The sequence below is a fragment of the Lentzea sp. NPDC003310 genome (assembly GCF_040610935.1).
Classification (GTDB): domain Bacteria; phylum Actinomycetota; class Actinomycetes; order Mycobacteriales; family Pseudonocardiaceae; genus Lentzea.
The window spans coordinates 174523-188611 of record NZ_JBEXNC010000019.1; the positions used below are offsets into that span (position 1 = coordinate 174523).

Consider the following 14089-nt stretch of genomic DNA (forward strand, 5'->3'; position numbering starts at 1 on the left):
GCTCATCAGCCGATCCGCGAGAGGTAGCCGTCCGGCCGGATCACCGCCTCCAGGCCGTCGAGCACCACGCTCGTCCCCTTGCCGTCGGCGAGGTCGAGTCCGGGGACGAACGTGCCGGCCAGCGGGTGGTCGCAGCCCGTCTCGTAGCGGATGTCGGTGCCCTGCACCATCGCGGAGACCTTCGTCCTCACGTCGGGCAGGTCGAGCAGGTCCGCGAAGAGCGCGTGCAGTTCGCGAGACTGCGGATCGGGCCGGGTCAGCGCTACCTGGGCCATCGTGTTGCGCAGCACGCGTTCGGCGACCGGGTGGCGTTCGGAGGTGTAGGTGTCGATGAGGTCGGAGTCGCCGGTGGCGAGCTTCCAGCCGAGGTTGAGGGCGTCCTGCAGACCGAGGTTCAGGCCCTGGCCGCCGAATGGGGAGTGGACGTGCGCGGCGTCGCCCGCCAGCAGCACGCCGCCGCGGCGGTACGTGGTGGCCTGGCGGGTGTTGTCGGTCCAGACGGTGGCGGTGTGGACGTTGGTGATCCGCACGTCGTGGCCGCTCACCCGGCGCAGCGCGGCTTCCAGCGACTCCCGGGTCACCTCGCGGTCCGCCGGTGGCCCTGCGAAGTCGATGAGCATGATCCGCCCCCGCAGCGGGCCGGACGCGAACACACCGGACGGGGTGCGGTGCCAGCCGCGCGGCAGGTCGCCGTCGACGTCCGCGATCGCCTGGTAGCCGGTCAGGGTCGGGCCGCTGCCGGGGAAGTCGAACCCGGCGAGCTTGCGGACGGTGCTGCGGCCGCCGTCGCACCCGACGACGAACTCGGAGCCCAGGTCGAGATCGGTGACCTCGACGCCGCGCCGGATCCGCACGCCGAGGTCGAGGGCGCGTGCCTCGAGGATGCGCTCGAGTCCCTGCTGGGTCAGCATCACGAGCGGCAGACCGTCCAACCGGAACAGTCCGGCGAAGTGGCCGGTGGAGCCGCGCACGGGCCACGCGAGGCGGGCGGCCTCCTCGTCGCTCGCGGCGTCGATCGCGGGGCCGAGGCCGCGCATGGCGAGCATCTCGTAGGTGCGGCCGCTGATCATGTGGGCCTTGATGGTGTCCGCCTGGGTCGTGAGGCGTTCCAGCACGGTGGTGCGCACGCCCTGGAGAGCCAGCTCGCACGCCAGCAGGAGACCGACGGGTCCGGCGCCGACGACGGTGACATCTGAAGCTTTCATGCTCAACATTTGAGCGTGAAAACATCTCGTCGTCAAACCTGTTTTAGGATGAGACGGTGACGGAGCCGATCTACTCGTGGCTGTACGTGCAGCAGGGCGTGGACGCCGTGAAGGCGGCACTGGGGCGGCGCATGGAGGCCGAGGCCGGGTGCTCGCTGCTGGAGCACGTGGCGCTCTACCAGTTGCACCACAACGGCGGACGGCTGCAGATGTCCGAGCTCGTGGAGCTGCTCGACGTCAGCCCGTCCGGCGTCACGCGGCTGGTCGAACGGCTGGTCCGGCGCGGGTGGGTGGAGCGCGAACAGCCCGCGGACAACCGGCGGCTGGTCATCGCCGTGCTCACGCCCGAGGGCGAGGAGGCCTGCGTCGGCACGACGGCGCGGGTGTACCGGGCGGCGCTCGCCGAGGAGTTCACCGGGTTGCTGAGCGAACGCGACCTGGCCGACCTGCGCCGCATCGGCCGCAAGCTGATGGAGGGCCACGACCGGTGGGACGTGAAGAGGTTCGCGCCGTCAGAGGAGTGACGGCAGCACGTGCTCCTCGGTGACCATCAAGCCGGTGGTCGCCATCGTGTCCGCGAGGTCGGCGTCCCAGCTCGCGGTCTCCGGCCGGACGTTCAGCGTCGGCAGCTCGACACCGCGCGCGATCAGCGTCGCCACCGCCTCGCGGTAGTCGGCCGCGGACATCCGCCACGCCGTGCCGCCGGTCCACGCGAGCACCTTGTTCGTGACGCGGATGCCCTCGGGTGTGAAGTCGTGGTGGCACCGCACGGTCTTGCCGTCCAGGTGGTGCTTCGCCTGCGGCGTCAGGCCGTTCGGCAGCACCATCAACGGACCGGGCACGCCGGATTCGAGCAGGCGCGGTGACCGCACGACGGTGATCTCCTGCGCTGCCAACGAGTCGTTGAGCGACAGGTAACCCTGGGAGGTGAGGACCGGGTTGCTGTAGGCGTCGGGCAGCACGCCCGCGCGTTCCCAGTCGGTGCCGGCGAGCTGCAACGCCTTGGCGACCACGCGGGTGAGCGGACGGCCGTCGTCGAGGTCGTTGCCCGCCAACGCGAACCGCGTCGTCCACCGGCGCGGCTCGGCCTGGAGCCGGGCCAGGACCGCCGCCGCCTGGTTCGCGATCATCGGCAGCGCCGGCTGCGGGATCTTGCCGTACCGGCGCACGTGCTCGACCCACTCCGCTGCCCACGGCGCGTGCAGCAACCCGTTCTCCCGCAACGCGAACCGCAGCACGGCGTCCGCAGTCGACGCCTCCTCGGACGCCGACATGCCGACGGGCTTGCCGTGCACCGACTCCAGCACCTCGGGCAACGTGCTGCCGTGCGCGCGGAGGTGTTCGTCCAGGCGTGCCAGTGAGATCTGCCGGCGGGCGGGGTGCGCGACGGGCTTGCGCAGCAGCTCGCCGAGCACGGTGGCGGTCGGCGCGTCCTCGACGCGGAAGCTGAACGCCGAGCGGCCGCCGCCCTCCATCGTCTCGCGGGCGAGGCGCCAGAACTCGGCCAGCTCGGGGCGGTCGTACTCGGTCACCCCACCAACCTAAGCCTTGACAGAACGCCGCGAGGAGCGGACTCTCCCTAACTATGAGCGTTCTGCCTAATCGTGATAGGCAAGCCGAACGGCGTGAGGCGACACGGCGCGAGATCGTCGACGCCGCGTGGGAGATCGCGCGCCGCGACGGGCTCGGCGCCGTCACGTTGCGCGAGGTCGCGGCCATGATCGGGATGCGGTCACCGTCGCTGTACTCGCACTTCGACTCGAAGAACGCGATCTACGACGCCATGTTCGGCCAAGGCTGGACCCTCTACCTGGCCGAGATGCGCGACCGGACGCTGCCGGACCGGCCGAGGGAGGCCGTGCTCGCGATCGCCGAGCACTTCTTCGCGTTCTCGCTCGCCGACCCCGCCCGCTACCAGCTGCTCAACCAGCACGCGATCCCCGGCTTCACCCCGTCGGAGGCGTCCTACGCGCCGTCGGTCGAGGTCATGGGCCTGCTGCACGACACCATGCGCGCCCTCGGCGTCACCGACGGCGCCGACGTCGACCTGTTCCTCGCCCTGTGCGGCGGCCTGCTCGACCGCCAGCTCGCCAACGAACCCGGTGGCGACCGCTGGATCCGGCAGCTGCCGCGCGTGATCGACATGTTCGCCGACGACATCGGCCTGCCAGGGCCGTCCCTGAGGAGTTCGAGATGACCGCCGCCATCGCCACCAGGCCCCGCACGTCCGCGCTCGACCGCGACGTCGCCATGAGGCTCGCCGAGACCGAGTACGAGCGCGTCATCGCGTTGCTCGACGGCCTCACGCCGCAGGACTGGGCCAAGCCCACCGACTGCCCCGGCTGGGACGTGCGGGCGATGGCCACGCACATGCTCGGCATGGCGGAGATGTCCGCGTCGATGTTCGAGAACCTGCGCCAGGTCAGGGCCGCCCAGGCCCGCCCCGGCGTGTTCATCGACGAACTGACCGCGCTGCAGGTCGAGGAACGCGCGGACCTCACCCCGGCCGCGATCGTCGCCCGCTTCACCGAGGTGGCGCCGAAGGCGGCCAAGGCACGCCGGCGCATGCTCCGGTTCCTGCTCGGCCGCCGGATGCCCGGTACCCAGCGCGTCAACGGCGCCGACGAGGCCTGGACGATCGGGTTCCTCTCCGACGTGATCATGACCCGCGACCCGTGGATGCACCGGACGGACCTCGCGCACGCCACCGGCGCGCTCCTCGTGCTGACCGCCGAGCACGACGGGGTGCTGGTCGCCGACGTGGTGGCCGAGTGGTTCGCACGGCTCGGCCGGCCGGTGTCGCTGCACCTCACCGGGCCCGCCGGTGGCCGGTGGGGCGACGGCGAGCCGGAGGTGGAGGCCGACGCGGTCGAGTTCTGCCGCGCGCTCTGCGGCCGGGGAACCGCGCCGCTCGGCACCGAGGTGCCCTTCTAGGGGTCGATCCGGTCCAGCGCCGCGCCGTCCCACGTGGTCTGCGTGCACGCGACGCCCCGGCCGTTCTTCGGCCGCAGCACGTCGAAGATGTGCATGCGCGGGATCTTGTCCGACACGCCCCAGCCGGACGGCCAGGTGATCACCCAGTCCATGTCGAGGTCGACCAGCAGCCCCAGCATGCGCGCGATCGTCGGGTCGTCGAGGCGTTCGAAGGCCTCGTCGAGCAGCACCAGGCGCAGCGGGTCGAACTCGTCGCTCACCGCGTCGTAGAAGCTCGCCGCCGCCGCGAACAGCGTCACGTACGAGATCAGGCGGGTCTCGCCGGACGACAGCTGGCGCAGCCGCCGTTCACGTGGACCTCCGTCGGGACCGGTGTCGGCGACGGTGACCGTGAACTGGTGCCACGTGCGGTAGTCGAGGGCGCGCGACAGGATCTCGGCGTAACCGCCGGAGTGCGCGTCGCGCTCGTTCTCGATCCGCTCGGTGAAGACGCGGCGCAGCGTGGCGTCCTGCTCGGGCGTGCGTTCGCCGAACGGCAGGCGGACGAGCGCAAGCGCTTGCCGGGTCGCGTCGTCGAGCGCGCTGGACGACTTCCAGGCCAGCTTGACGTGCACGCCCTGGCTGGAGCGGGCCTGGCCGAGCACCTCGTTCATGCGCTTGGTCAGGTCCTCGGCGACGGTGATCTGGCCGCGCAGCCACTCGGCCAGGTCGCGGATCAGGTAGTCGGCGAAGATGCCCTGGTACTGCTCGTCGAGGAACCCGCGCTGCTCGGCCAGCTTCGTCGTCACCTGCCGGGCGGCGACGGCGACGGGCTTCGCGCCCTCCTCGCCGGTCACGGTGACGGTGAGCAGGCCCGCGTGCTGCTCGGCGGCGATGTCGTGGCTGCCCGCGAGCGAGGTCTGCAACGCCTGCAGCTTCGCGATGACCGTGGCCTCCGTGCCGCCGCGGCGGTCACCGGCCTCCGCGACCAGCGCCCGGACCGAGTTCTCGTCGGCGGCGCCGTCGTGGTCCGGGAACGCCGCCACGACCAGGCCCGGTGCCCGGACGGTCGCCGCGAAGTTCGCCGTCGCGCGGTCCAGCGCCTCCTCGGACTCGGTGACCTGCGTGGAGTTGGTCTCCAGCAACGCTTCCAGCTTCGCGGCCTGCTCGCGCGCGGTCGTGATGCTCTCCCGCACGCCCTTCAGGTCCTCGCGCATCTTCTTGCGCGACTTCTCGAGCGACGTGAGCTGCTCGCTGATCTCCCTGGCCTCGCCGCCGACCGCGTCGGTGAGCTCGGCGAGCGTGCCGGCCTGGGCCGCGTGGTCGACGCACCGGCTGTCGGCGTCGGCCTCGGCGGTCTGCCGGTCGGCGACGGCCTCGTGGTAGCGGTGCGACGCGTCGGTGAGGTCGGAGATCGTGCCCTGACAACGCCTCTTGACCGCGTCGCCGAGCAGGTCCGCGGTCCGCTGGGCCTCACCCGCCGCGGCACGGGCCTGGCGGAGCGCCTCGGTGTCGGACGGCAGCCCGGCGTCCCCGGCCTGGCGGGTCAGCTCCGACCGCGCCGCCTCCAGCCGGGAACCGGCGTCCTCCAACGCTTCCCGCAGCTCGAACGTGCGCTGCTGCGACCGCGCCGCCGACTCCTCGGCGGCCTGCAGGCGGCTGTGCTTCGCGATCAGCTCGCCGTCGCCGGGGAACGCCGCGAGGTGCGCCTCCCACGTGGCGACGTGCTCGTGGGCGCGGGCCAGCTCGTCCTCGGCGGTGCCGAGCAGCCCGCGCAGCTCGGCCAGCTCCTCCTCCAGCGCGGCGATGCGACGGCCACGGGCGGCCTCCCGCGCGCCGGCGCCGATGAACTCGGCCTCGGGCTTGGTCCAGCGACCGGTGAGCACGCCCGTGCGCCAGTCGCCGGTCGTGGTCATGTCGTCCAGCGACACGGCCCTGAGCAGGTCGGCGACGAACTTCTCCGGCACCGGCGACCCCTCGACCGCGGGCACCAGGTAGTCGGCGAGCGAGCGGCCGTCGACCGCGGGCCTCGGCACGGCCAGCACGTCGTTCAGGTCGGAGTCGGTGGCGGTCACCCAGGCGTCGAGCAGACCGCTCGCCTGCAGCGCGGCCTCCAGCCCGGCGCGTTCGTCGTCGGTCAGCGCCGGGGCGAAGTCGACCAGGCGGTAGAACGGCGCGCCCTGGGCGGCGTCGCGGTGCGCGGACACGTACTGGCCCGGCACCGGCACCCGCTCGTCACCCGACCGCAGCCCGACGAGCTCCTCGTCCAGCGTGTCGAGCCGGGCGCGCAGGTCGGCGCGCTGCTGGGAGAACGCGTGCGCGGCGTCGCGGGCGGTCTGCACGAGCGGTCCCGCCCACTCCCGGGCGGTGCTGCCCAACTTCTTCGCGGCGGCCGGGTCGGCGGTCCGGGGCAGCTTCAGGGCCTCGGCCGGACGTTCGTCGAGGAGCGGGCCGCTCGACGTCCACACGTCGACCTGCTCCAGCCAGGCCTGCACGACCTCGGCCAGCTCCTGCGCCTCCTGGTTGCGCAGCGAGGTCGCCTCGGTCGCGCCGAGCTGGGCGTCGCGGGCCTTCTGCCGCAACGACTCCACCTCGCGCTGCTGCGCGTCCAGCGCCAGGGCCTGCTCGTGCAGGGCCATCGCGAGCGCACCCCGCTGGCGCGCCAGGGAGGCGATGCCCGCGGTCTGGTCGGTCACCGACGTCAGCGCGGTCAGCACGTCCTCGGTCGCGGCGGCCGGCGGCACACGGCGTTCGATCGGGAGCGGCCCGGCCTCGGGATCGGGCTTGGCGCGCACCGAGTCCGTGGTCACCGTGGCCTCGGCGGCGGGCACCTGCGGCACGTCCGGAGCTAGGTCCGCGTCCATCCCGGCGAGGCGCAGGTTCTCCCGCAGCGGCTCGCTCAGCGCGTCGGCCGCCTGGAGGTCCTCCGCGAGTCGCTTCAGCAGCCGCAGCACGGCGTCGACCGCCGCGTCCTCCTGGGCGCGCTGCCGGTGGGCCGTCTCCAGCGCGGCGACGGCGGAGGACCGCTTCTCCGCCACCAGGTTCTCGCGCGTCTTGAGGTCCTGGAGATCGCGGAACGCGGGCAGTTCCTTCAGTGCCGCAATGGTTTCCTCGGCCTGCTGCTCACCGGTCTCCATGTCGGTGAGCGCCTGCTCGGACGCCGCGCGCTCCATCCGCGTCAGGTCGAGCTCCTGCGCGAGCTTCGCCTGCTCGCGCCGCAGCTTCGTCACCGCGCGCTCGGCCGACTCCAGCCGGTCCGACGCGCCGCGCAGCCCGCCGAACGCGTAGTCGCGGTAGGTCTTGAGGAACGTGCCGAGCGCACTGTCCGCAGAGGACAGTCGCACGATGTTCTCGCGGATCGACTCCAGGTCGTCGAACGACGTCGCGAGCTGCTCGACCATCGCCTGGTCCAGCGGCGGCAGCGCGTCGCTCAGGATCTGTTCGAGCTGGCCTTCCAGCACCTTCAGGCCGACGTCCGGGTTGCGCAGCGTCCGCTGCAGGTGCAGCAGGTCGCCGTACCGCGCGGCGGGCACGCCGTAGACCGTCTCGGCGATCTTCGCGCGGAACGCCGGCTCCTCGAACATGCAGTCCGCGCCGATCAGGTCCCGCAGCTGCGCCGGGCCGTGCGGCACTCGTTCGGCGCCCGCGAGCTGCAGCTCCGTGCCGACACGCATCGGCGTGACGAACCGCCACGAGTCCGTGATCGCCTGCGAGGTCTTGGACGCCTTCACGCCCAGCCCGCACGTCAGGTACTCGTTGCCGCTGTGGTCGGCGGCCTCGCGGATCAGCTCGACCCACGTGTAGCCGATGCGGTTCGGGCCGCCGTCGTAGTCGTCCAGCATGAGGCGCCGCAGGCTGACCGTGTCGAAGCCCTTGGAGCCGACCTGGCGCAGGTCGCCGTCGAGGCACAGCGGCAGCAGCAGCTCCAGCGTGCGGGACTTGCCGGACCCGTTGGTGCCCTGGAAGATCGCGCGGCCACCGGAGAAGTCGAACGTCTGCTCGGTGTACTGCCAGATGTTGACCACGCCGCCGCGGTGCAGCCGCCACCTGCTCATGAAACGTTCTCCTCGTCGAACAGGGACCAGCTCGGTACCTCTTGCACCACAACGGGTTCCGGTTGTTGCTCTCGTTCGGGATCGCCGTCGGGCGACGGCAGCCAGCGGTGCGCGGCCGCGCTGATGGACCAGCCTTCGTCGTGCGGAACGGCGAGTCCCATGCGGCGCAACAGTTCCGTCACCTCGGCCACCAGCCGGTCCAGGTCGTCGGTGAACTGCTTCGACCACGCGGCCGGGTAGTCCTCGACCAGGCCGGCGCAGACCTCGCGCAGCCGTTCGGTGGTGACGACGTGCCGTGCGGGCGCGTCCTCGTCCTCGCTGTCGAGCAGGTCGGGCAACGCCAGCAGGGTGATGCGCGCGACCGTGGAGACGCCGGGGAACGACAGGTCGGTCAGGAACTCCTCGGGGTCGGCGGCGAGCACACCCTCGACCCGGCACTCGGTGTGCAGGCCGAACGCCTGCTCCAGCAACGCGGTCTCCTTGCGCTGGTTGCGACGCAGCCAGTCGGCCTGCTCGTCCGGCAGGTCCGCGTAGAGCACCAGCGGCGTCTCGACCAACCGCCGCCGCACCGCGTGCTCGACGCCGCGCGGACCGGGGCGCGCGGCCAGTTCGACCAGGTGGGCGGGGCTCTGCGCCTCGCCGACCGGGCCGGTCACGAGCTGGCCCAGCAGGTCGGTGTCGATCGTGATCAGCGCTTCCTGCGGCAGCACGTCCTGCGCGACCGAGCCCTCGGTCTCGTGCAGCACGCCCAGCGACACCAGGTGCCGCAGAGCCGCCGTGAGCGCACGCCGCTCGCCGATGTCGTCCGGTGCGTCGATGCCCGCTTCCACGGCGGCGGACCGGATGTCCGCGACGAGCCTGCTGAGCAACGTCTGGCGGCCGATGCCGGTCAGCACGGCGAGCGTCAGCGCCAGGTACGCGTAGCCGCGCGGGGACATGCTGAGCACGCCGCGCGTGTCGTCGTGGCCGGGGCCGGACTTGTAGAGGCGCGCGAACCGGCGTTCGACGACCAGCCGGTAGCCGAGCAGACCCGCGAACAGGTCCTGCAAGGTCGCGCGGTGCCGGTAGACGAGGCTGAGCAGCTCGCCGTCCGGGCCGTCGGTGCGCAGCAAGGGCCTGCGCAGCAACGTGCGCGCGCACCGCACGACGTTCGCGGCGTCGATCTCGGAGAGGTTGTCCAGGTGGTTCATCGCTTCAGGGCCACCGTCGCGTCGTGCAGCGTGAGAGTGCCGGCGGCCGACCTGATCTGCGTCGTGGTGCCGTGGGCGATCTCGAGTTTGAGGCCGCGCACGGGATCGCTGGCCGCACCGCTGTCGTTGGGGGAGTCGCGCTGGGCCATCGCGAGCGTCAGCAGCTCGCAGAAGACCTCCAACGCGCCGTGCGTGAGCGTCGTGTTCTCGAGGTTGCCGGCGGCCTGGGTGAGCTCGGCGACGTGCCGCGCGCGGATCTCGTCGGCCTCGCGGGCCTCGGCGAGCAGCGACTGCTCGGTCATCGGGTCGTCGAGGATGCGGGACGGCCGGCCTCGTCCGCCGCGGTCGCCCCTGGTCCGTACCGACACGGTGACGTCGCAGACCGGGCCGTCGCGCCACGGCGTGCGCTCGTTGTCCGAGTCGTGCTCGGGCGCGGGGGAGAGGTGGCGGGCGCTGTAGAGGCCGAACGCCGACGCGTAGATCTCGTGCGCCTGCTCGCGCGTGGAGTTGTCGAACCAGCTCGCGAGCTTGAGCAGCTCGGCGCGGCGTCCCGGCAGCAGCCCGCCGCCCGACGTCGCGCGCTTCACGCTGGCCAGCAGGCTGCCGATGGCGCGGGCTGTGGCCTCGCGCAGCGCCGTGACCTGCGACGGGCGGCCCGGACGGTCGACGAACCAGTCCGTGAGCTCCTGCCAGTCCTCGGGCGTGCGGCCGCGGGCGCGTTCGACGTTCTGGCCGAGGTCGGTGCCGAGGAGCCGCACGAGCTCGGAGCGGGCCTTGGTGAGCCCGGCCAGCGCCGCCGCGATCGGGGGCGTGAACTTCAGGACGTCCTCGACGACTCGCTGGATGTACTCGACCAGCAGGTTCCGGAAGCCCGCGATCTCCTCGGGCGCGAGGTGGTTCCGGGTGACGACCTGACCGAGGTAGGCGTAGAAGTCGCGGACCGTCGCGGCCAGTTCGGCGTGCTGCAGGAACAGCGTCGTGACGCGTTCGGCCAGCAGCTCCTTGGTCTTGTCGCCCTCGTTGAGCAGGGCTACGGAGAGGCTGCCGCCCAGTTCGTTGAGGCCGCGCTCGATGGCGGGCAGCAGCTCGCGGGACACCTCGCGGGCACCCTCGGGGACGCGCAGCAGCTCGTCGACGTCGCGCTGGACGCGGACGGCGAGCTTGGAGACCTGGTAGCGGACGCTGCCGTGCTGGAACTCGGCGATGCTGGCCGCGACGACCTCGCGCCGGCCCTGGACCAGGTTGCCCCACTCGACCAGCTGCTTGAGGCGGTTGATGACGTTCTCGATGCGGGACTCGCCCTGCTCGACGCGGCCCTCGCGCTCCTGCCCGGCCAGCGCTCCGGCGACCTCGCCCGCGCTCAGGTCGGCGAGCAGCGTGGAGGTGAACAGCCGCATGATCGCCAGGTACGTGCGCTGGTGATCGCGCGCGTCCAGATAGGCGTACAACTTCAGCCGCTTGTGCTCCACGACCGGCCACCCTAATGCGCGCGCCCGTCCGATGCGGCGCTACGGTGCGTTCGACGAGCTGGGGAGGATGCCGTGGGCGCGGGTCGCGCGTTGGGGTTGTTGCTGGGCGTGGCGGCGGACGCGGTGTTCGGCGATCCACGCCGATTTCACCCGGTAGCGGCATTCGGATCGTCCGCCGCGGCACTGGAGAAGCGCCTGTACGCCAACTCCGAGGCGGCCGGTGCGGCGTACACGGCCGTGCTCGTCGGTGGGACCGTGGCCGCCGGTGTCGCCGTGGAACGCCTCACGCGCAAGCACTGGCTCCTGCAGACGCTGGCCACCGGCGTGGCGACCTGGACGGTGCTCGGCGGCAACTCCCTCGCCACCGAGGGCACGTCGATGGGCCGCGAACTGGCCGACGGGGACCTCGAAGCGGCCCGCACCCGGCTACCTCACCTGTGCGGCCGCGACGCCGCCCGCCTGGACACCACGGGCCTCGCCCGCGCGACCGTCGAGTCCGTCGCCGAGAACACCTCGGACGCCGTCGTCGCCCCGCTGTTCTGGGGCGCCGTGGCCGGCGTGCCGGGCCTGCTGGGCTACCGCGCCGCCAACACCCTGGACGCGATGGTCGGCCACAAGTCGCCGCGCTACCTCAAGTTCGGCTGGGCCTCGGCCCGCCTCGACGACGTGCTGAACCTGGTGCCCTCACGGCTGGCCGCGCTGCTGACCGTCGGCGGCGCCCCGGTCGTCGGAGGCTCGGCCTCACAGGCCCTGGAGACCTGGCGCCGCGACGCCGCCGCCCACCCGTCCCCGAACGCGGGCCAGGTGGAAGCGGCGTTCGCGGGCGCGCTGGAGATCCGCCTGGGCGGCCGCACCGTGTACTCGCACGGCGTCGAGGAACGCCCGGTGCTCGGCCACGGCCGCAACCCGGACTCAGGTCACGTGACGCGTGCCGTGGAGCTGTCCCGAGTCGTCGGCTTCGGCGCGGGGTTCGTCAGCGCCGTCATCGCCCTCTTCCGCAAGTAGCTCGGCGATCGACTTCTTCTTTTTCCTGCCCTCGTAGAGCACGCCACCCGGCCGCGCCTCGCGGATGGTGAAGTACAGCCAGCCGCCGACCGCCATCACGCCGAACGCGATCCACTGCAGCGCGTAGGAGAAGAACGGCCCGGACTCGAGCCGGGGCAGCGGCAACGTGTCGAGCGCCCCCGGCTGGTTCTCGATCAGCTGGTAGTAGCCGGGCTCGATGCCCGCGCCGACCGCGTCGTTGTTGATCGAGTAGATCTGCCGGCGCCCGTCCTGCTCGAACGCGGGCTGGTTGTTCGACTCGTTCGGCCGGGCGAGCCCGATGAGCGTGACCTCGCCGGACGGCGGCGCGGGGAAGTCCGGCGGCTTGATGCCGTTGACCGGCCGCACGTACCCGCGGTCGACGAGGACCTTGTGGCCCGTCGTGGTCTCGAACGGCGTGATGACCTCGAACGCCGCCTCGCCCTGGACCGTCCTGAGCCGCGCGAGGGCTTCCAGCTCCGGCAGGTAGCGGCCCTTGAGCTCGACCTTCTGCCACTCGTCGTGCTTCGCCCCGAACGGGGCGGGATCGCTCTTCAGCGACTTGGTGATGGCGGAGTTCTGCGCCTGGCGCTCGTCGTTGCGGCCGAACTGCCACGGGGACAGGAAGTAGACGCAGGCGCCCGCGAACACCCAGACGGCCAGGGTCAGCGCCAGCCAGCCCGGCTTGAGGAGGAACTTGAACCGCACGTCCTCACGGTAGTTGCGTGACCTGCACCTCGCGGCACTGGGTCAGGACGAACCACGCAAAGCGGACTTTGCGGCGGCTGCGGCCTGTGCCCGGTACCCGCCTCCGAACAGCACCGCATGCACGAGCAACGGGAACAACTGGTGCAACGCCACCCGCGCCTCCCACCCGTCCGCCAACGGCGCGACCTCCCGGTACGCACCCAACACGTGGTCGAGGAACGGACACCCGAAGAGCCGCAGCATCGCGAGGTCGCTCTCCCGGTGCCCGCCGTGCGCCGCGGGGTCGATGAGCCACACCTGCCCGTCAGCGCCCCACAGCACGTTGCCGCTCCACAGGTCGCCATGCAGCCGTGCGGGCGGTTCGGCAGGACCGGCCAACGACTCGATGCGCGCGCACACCTCCGTGACGTCGATACCGGCTTGCCGCGCGTACGGCTCGATGCGCTGTGACGCGAACCACGACGGCCACTCCGGCGCCGGTTCGTTGATCATCGAGGCCATCCCGATCGTGGCCTCGCGCGGACCGCCGGGCGGAGGAGAACCGAACGCGGGCGCGCCGGTGAGGTGCAGAGCCGCGAGACGGCGGCCGAAGGTCACGGCCGCCTGAAGATCCGGCTCGCCGTGCGGGATCTCGTCGATCACCAGCGTGCCCTCGGAGGCGCTGTGCACGACCGGGACCGGCGGCCCGCCCTCGACGCGCAGCCACCTCAGGCCGGCCGCCTCGGCCGCGGTCGCGCGGGCCGGCTGGCGCTTCGTCCTCAGAGCCGCTCGCGGACCCACGACACCAGCCCCGGCATCGCCGCCTCGACCATCACCAGCACCTCCGTGAACCCGGCGTCGTCGCCGTAGTACGGGTCCGGCACGTCCGCGCCGTCGGCGTCCGGGTCGAACGAACGGAGCAGCCGCACGCGGTCCGGATCGACCATTCGGCGCAGTGCGCGGGCGTGGCCCGAGTCGAGGGCGACCAGCAGATCGGCGTCCAGGTGCGCCTCGCCGACCTGCGCGGCCACGTGGTCGACCGGATATCCGTTGTCCGCCAACGTCTTCAACGCGCGCGGGTCGGCCGGGTCGCCGACGTGCCATCCTCCCGTTCCGGCACTGGACACCTCGACCTGGTGCGACAATCCTTCCCGGGACAGCCATTCCCGGAAGACGAGCGCTGCCACGGGGGACCGGCAGATGTTGCCGGTGCAGACGAACGAGACGTGCATGGAACGCAGCCTAAGTGGTGCCGCCGCACGGTAACGCTCAAGCACTGTCGCAAGATGTACGGACAAACGACATGGAGGCCGCCCATGCAGACCGGTACCGACGTGCCCCCGCAACGGGAGATCATCGGGTGCACCGACGCCCTCGGGCGCCGTCGTGCGTTCGAGGTGTACCTCAACGAGAAGGGTCGCGTCTGCTTCCGCACCCCGCCCGGTGAGTCCGCGCAGCTCGACACGTTCCAGCTGGACGAGCTGATCAGCCACCTCACCGAGCTCCGCCGCTACATGCAGTGACGCGGACGTCTGAGCCCGTCGCCT

The 14089-nt window shown here is 72.0% G+C and carries 13 protein-coding genes; 5 read left to right on the forward strand and 8 right to left on the reverse strand.

Annotated features, from left to right (window positions below; all coding sequences use genetic code 11):
• Positions 1–5: 5 nt before the first annotated feature.
• Entirely contained in the window at positions 6–1205 is a 1200-nt protein-coding gene (locus ABZX02_RS34640) for an FAD-dependent monooxygenase (protein WP_355304705.1), read from the reverse strand.
• A 56-nt stretch (positions 1206–1261) separates the two neighbouring features.
• On the opposite strand from ABZX02_RS34640, the gene ABZX02_RS34645 reads away from it, so the two are divergent.
• A complete protein-coding gene (locus ABZX02_RS34645; RefSeq protein WP_355304707.1) occupies positions 1262–1729 on the forward strand; it encodes a MarR family transcriptional regulator in 468 nt (155 codons plus the stop codon).
• Here ABZX02_RS34645 and ABZX02_RS34650 read toward each other — a convergent pair.
• Complete coding sequence (locus ABZX02_RS34650; protein WP_355304709.1) at positions 1718–2737, reverse strand: DUF2399 domain-containing protein; 1020 nt, start codon at positions 2735–2737, stop codon at positions 1718–1720. The genes ABZX02_RS34645 and ABZX02_RS34650 overlap by 12 nt on opposite strands.
• Before the next feature lie 53 nt (positions 2738–2790).
• Between ABZX02_RS34650 and ABZX02_RS34655 the strand changes: the two genes are divergently transcribed.
• A complete protein-coding gene (locus ABZX02_RS34655; protein ID WP_355304711.1) occupies positions 2791–3402 on the forward strand; it encodes a TetR/AcrR family transcriptional regulator in 612 nt (203 codons plus the stop codon).
• A complete protein-coding gene (locus ABZX02_RS34660) occupies positions 3399–4139 on the forward strand; it encodes a maleylpyruvate isomerase family mycothiol-dependent enzyme (RefSeq protein WP_355304713.1) in 741 nt (246 codons plus the stop codon). The genes ABZX02_RS34655 and ABZX02_RS34660 overlap by 4 nt, the downstream gene beginning before the upstream one ends.
• On the opposite strand, the gene ABZX02_RS34665 is transcribed toward ABZX02_RS34660, so the two are convergent.
• The 3 genes from ABZX02_RS34665 to ABZX02_RS34675 are packed head-to-tail and all read right to left on the reverse strand — an operon-like array spanning position 4136 to position 10832.
• Complete coding sequence (locus ABZX02_RS34665) at positions 4136–8173, reverse strand: TIGR02680 family protein (protein WP_355304715.1); 4038 nt, start codon at positions 8171–8173, stop codon at positions 4136–4138. The genes ABZX02_RS34660 and ABZX02_RS34665 overlap by 4 nt on opposite strands.
• Positions 8170–9363, reverse strand: coding sequence for a TIGR02678 family protein (locus ABZX02_RS34670; RefSeq protein WP_355304717.1), 1194 nt, complete (start codon positions 9361–9363; stop codon positions 8170–8172). The genes ABZX02_RS34665 and ABZX02_RS34670 overlap by 4 nt, the downstream gene beginning before the upstream one ends.
• The gene (locus tag ABZX02_RS34675) at positions 9360–10832 is read right to left on the reverse strand and encodes a DUF2397 domain-containing protein (protein WP_355304719.1); all 1473 of its coding nucleotides are present in this window, start codon (positions 10830–10832) and stop codon (positions 9360–9362) included. The genes ABZX02_RS34670 and ABZX02_RS34675 overlap by 4 nt, the downstream gene beginning before the upstream one ends.
• Before the next feature lie 72 nt (positions 10833–10904).
• Here ABZX02_RS34675 and ABZX02_RS34680 point away from each other — a divergent pair, with 72 nt between their 5' ends.
• A complete protein-coding gene (locus ABZX02_RS34680; protein WP_355304721.1) occupies positions 10905–11837 on the forward strand; it encodes a cobalamin biosynthesis protein in 933 nt (310 codons plus the stop codon).
• On the opposite strand, the gene ABZX02_RS34685 is transcribed toward ABZX02_RS34680, so the two are convergent.
• From ABZX02_RS34685 to ABZX02_RS34695, 3 genes are read right to left on the reverse strand one after another with little or no spacing between them, the layout of a single operon-like run.
• Positions 11745–12563, reverse strand: a complete 819-nt coding sequence (locus tag ABZX02_RS34685) for an SURF1 family cytochrome oxidase biogenesis protein (RefSeq protein ID WP_355304723.1) — start codon at positions 12561–12563, stop codon at positions 11745–11747. The genes ABZX02_RS34680 and ABZX02_RS34685 overlap by 93 nt on opposite strands.
• Before the next feature lie 42 nt (positions 12564–12605).
• On the reverse strand, positions 12606–13343 hold the full coding sequence (locus tag ABZX02_RS34690) for a fructosamine kinase family protein (RefSeq protein ID WP_355304725.1): 738 nt from the start codon (positions 13341–13343) through the stop codon (positions 12606–12608).
• Positions 13322–13774 carry a low molecular weight protein-tyrosine-phosphatase gene (locus ABZX02_RS34695; RefSeq protein ID WP_355304727.1) on the reverse strand — a complete coding sequence of 151 codons (453 nt, stop codon included), beginning with the start codon at positions 13772–13774 and terminating at the stop codon, positions 13322–13324. The genes ABZX02_RS34690 and ABZX02_RS34695 overlap by 22 nt, the downstream gene beginning before the upstream one ends.
• Before the next feature lie 84 nt (positions 13775–13858).
• Here ABZX02_RS34695 and ABZX02_RS34700 point away from each other — a divergent pair, with 84 nt between their 5' ends.
• Positions 13859–14065: a hypothetical protein gene (locus tag ABZX02_RS34700; protein WP_090104856.1), complete on the forward strand. Its 207-nt coding sequence runs from the start codon at positions 13859–13861 to the stop codon at positions 14063–14065.
• The last annotated feature ends 24 nt before the right edge of the window (positions 14066–14089 follow it).

Coding starts and splice junctions, on each gene's coding strand:
- ABZX02_RS34640 (WP_355304705.1), bottom strand. CDS start 1,205: ATGAAAGCTTCAGATGTCACCGTCGTCGGCGCCGGACCCGTCGGTCTC.
- ABZX02_RS34655 (WP_355304711.1), top strand. CDS start 2,791: ATGAGCGTTCTGCCTAATCGTGATAGGCAAGCCGAACGGCGTGAGGCG.
- ABZX02_RS34660 (WP_355304713.1), top strand. CDS start 3,399: ATGACCGCCGCCATCGCCACCAGGCCCCGCACGTCCGCGCTCGACCGC.
- ABZX02_RS34665 (WP_355304715.1), bottom strand. CDS start 8,173: ATGAGCAGGTGGCGGCTGCACCGCGGCGGCGTGGTCAACATCTGGCAG.
- ABZX02_RS34670 (WP_355304717.1), bottom strand. CDS start 9,363: ATGAACCACCTGGACAACCTCTCCGAGATCGACGCCGCGAACGTCGTG.
- ABZX02_RS34695 (WP_355304727.1), bottom strand. CDS start 13,774: ATGCACGTCTCGTTCGTCTGCACCGGCAACATCTGCCGGTCCCCCGTG.
- ABZX02_RS34700 (WP_090104856.1), top strand. CDS start 13,859: ATGCAGACCGGTACCGACGTGCCCCCGCAACGGGAGATCATCGGGTGC.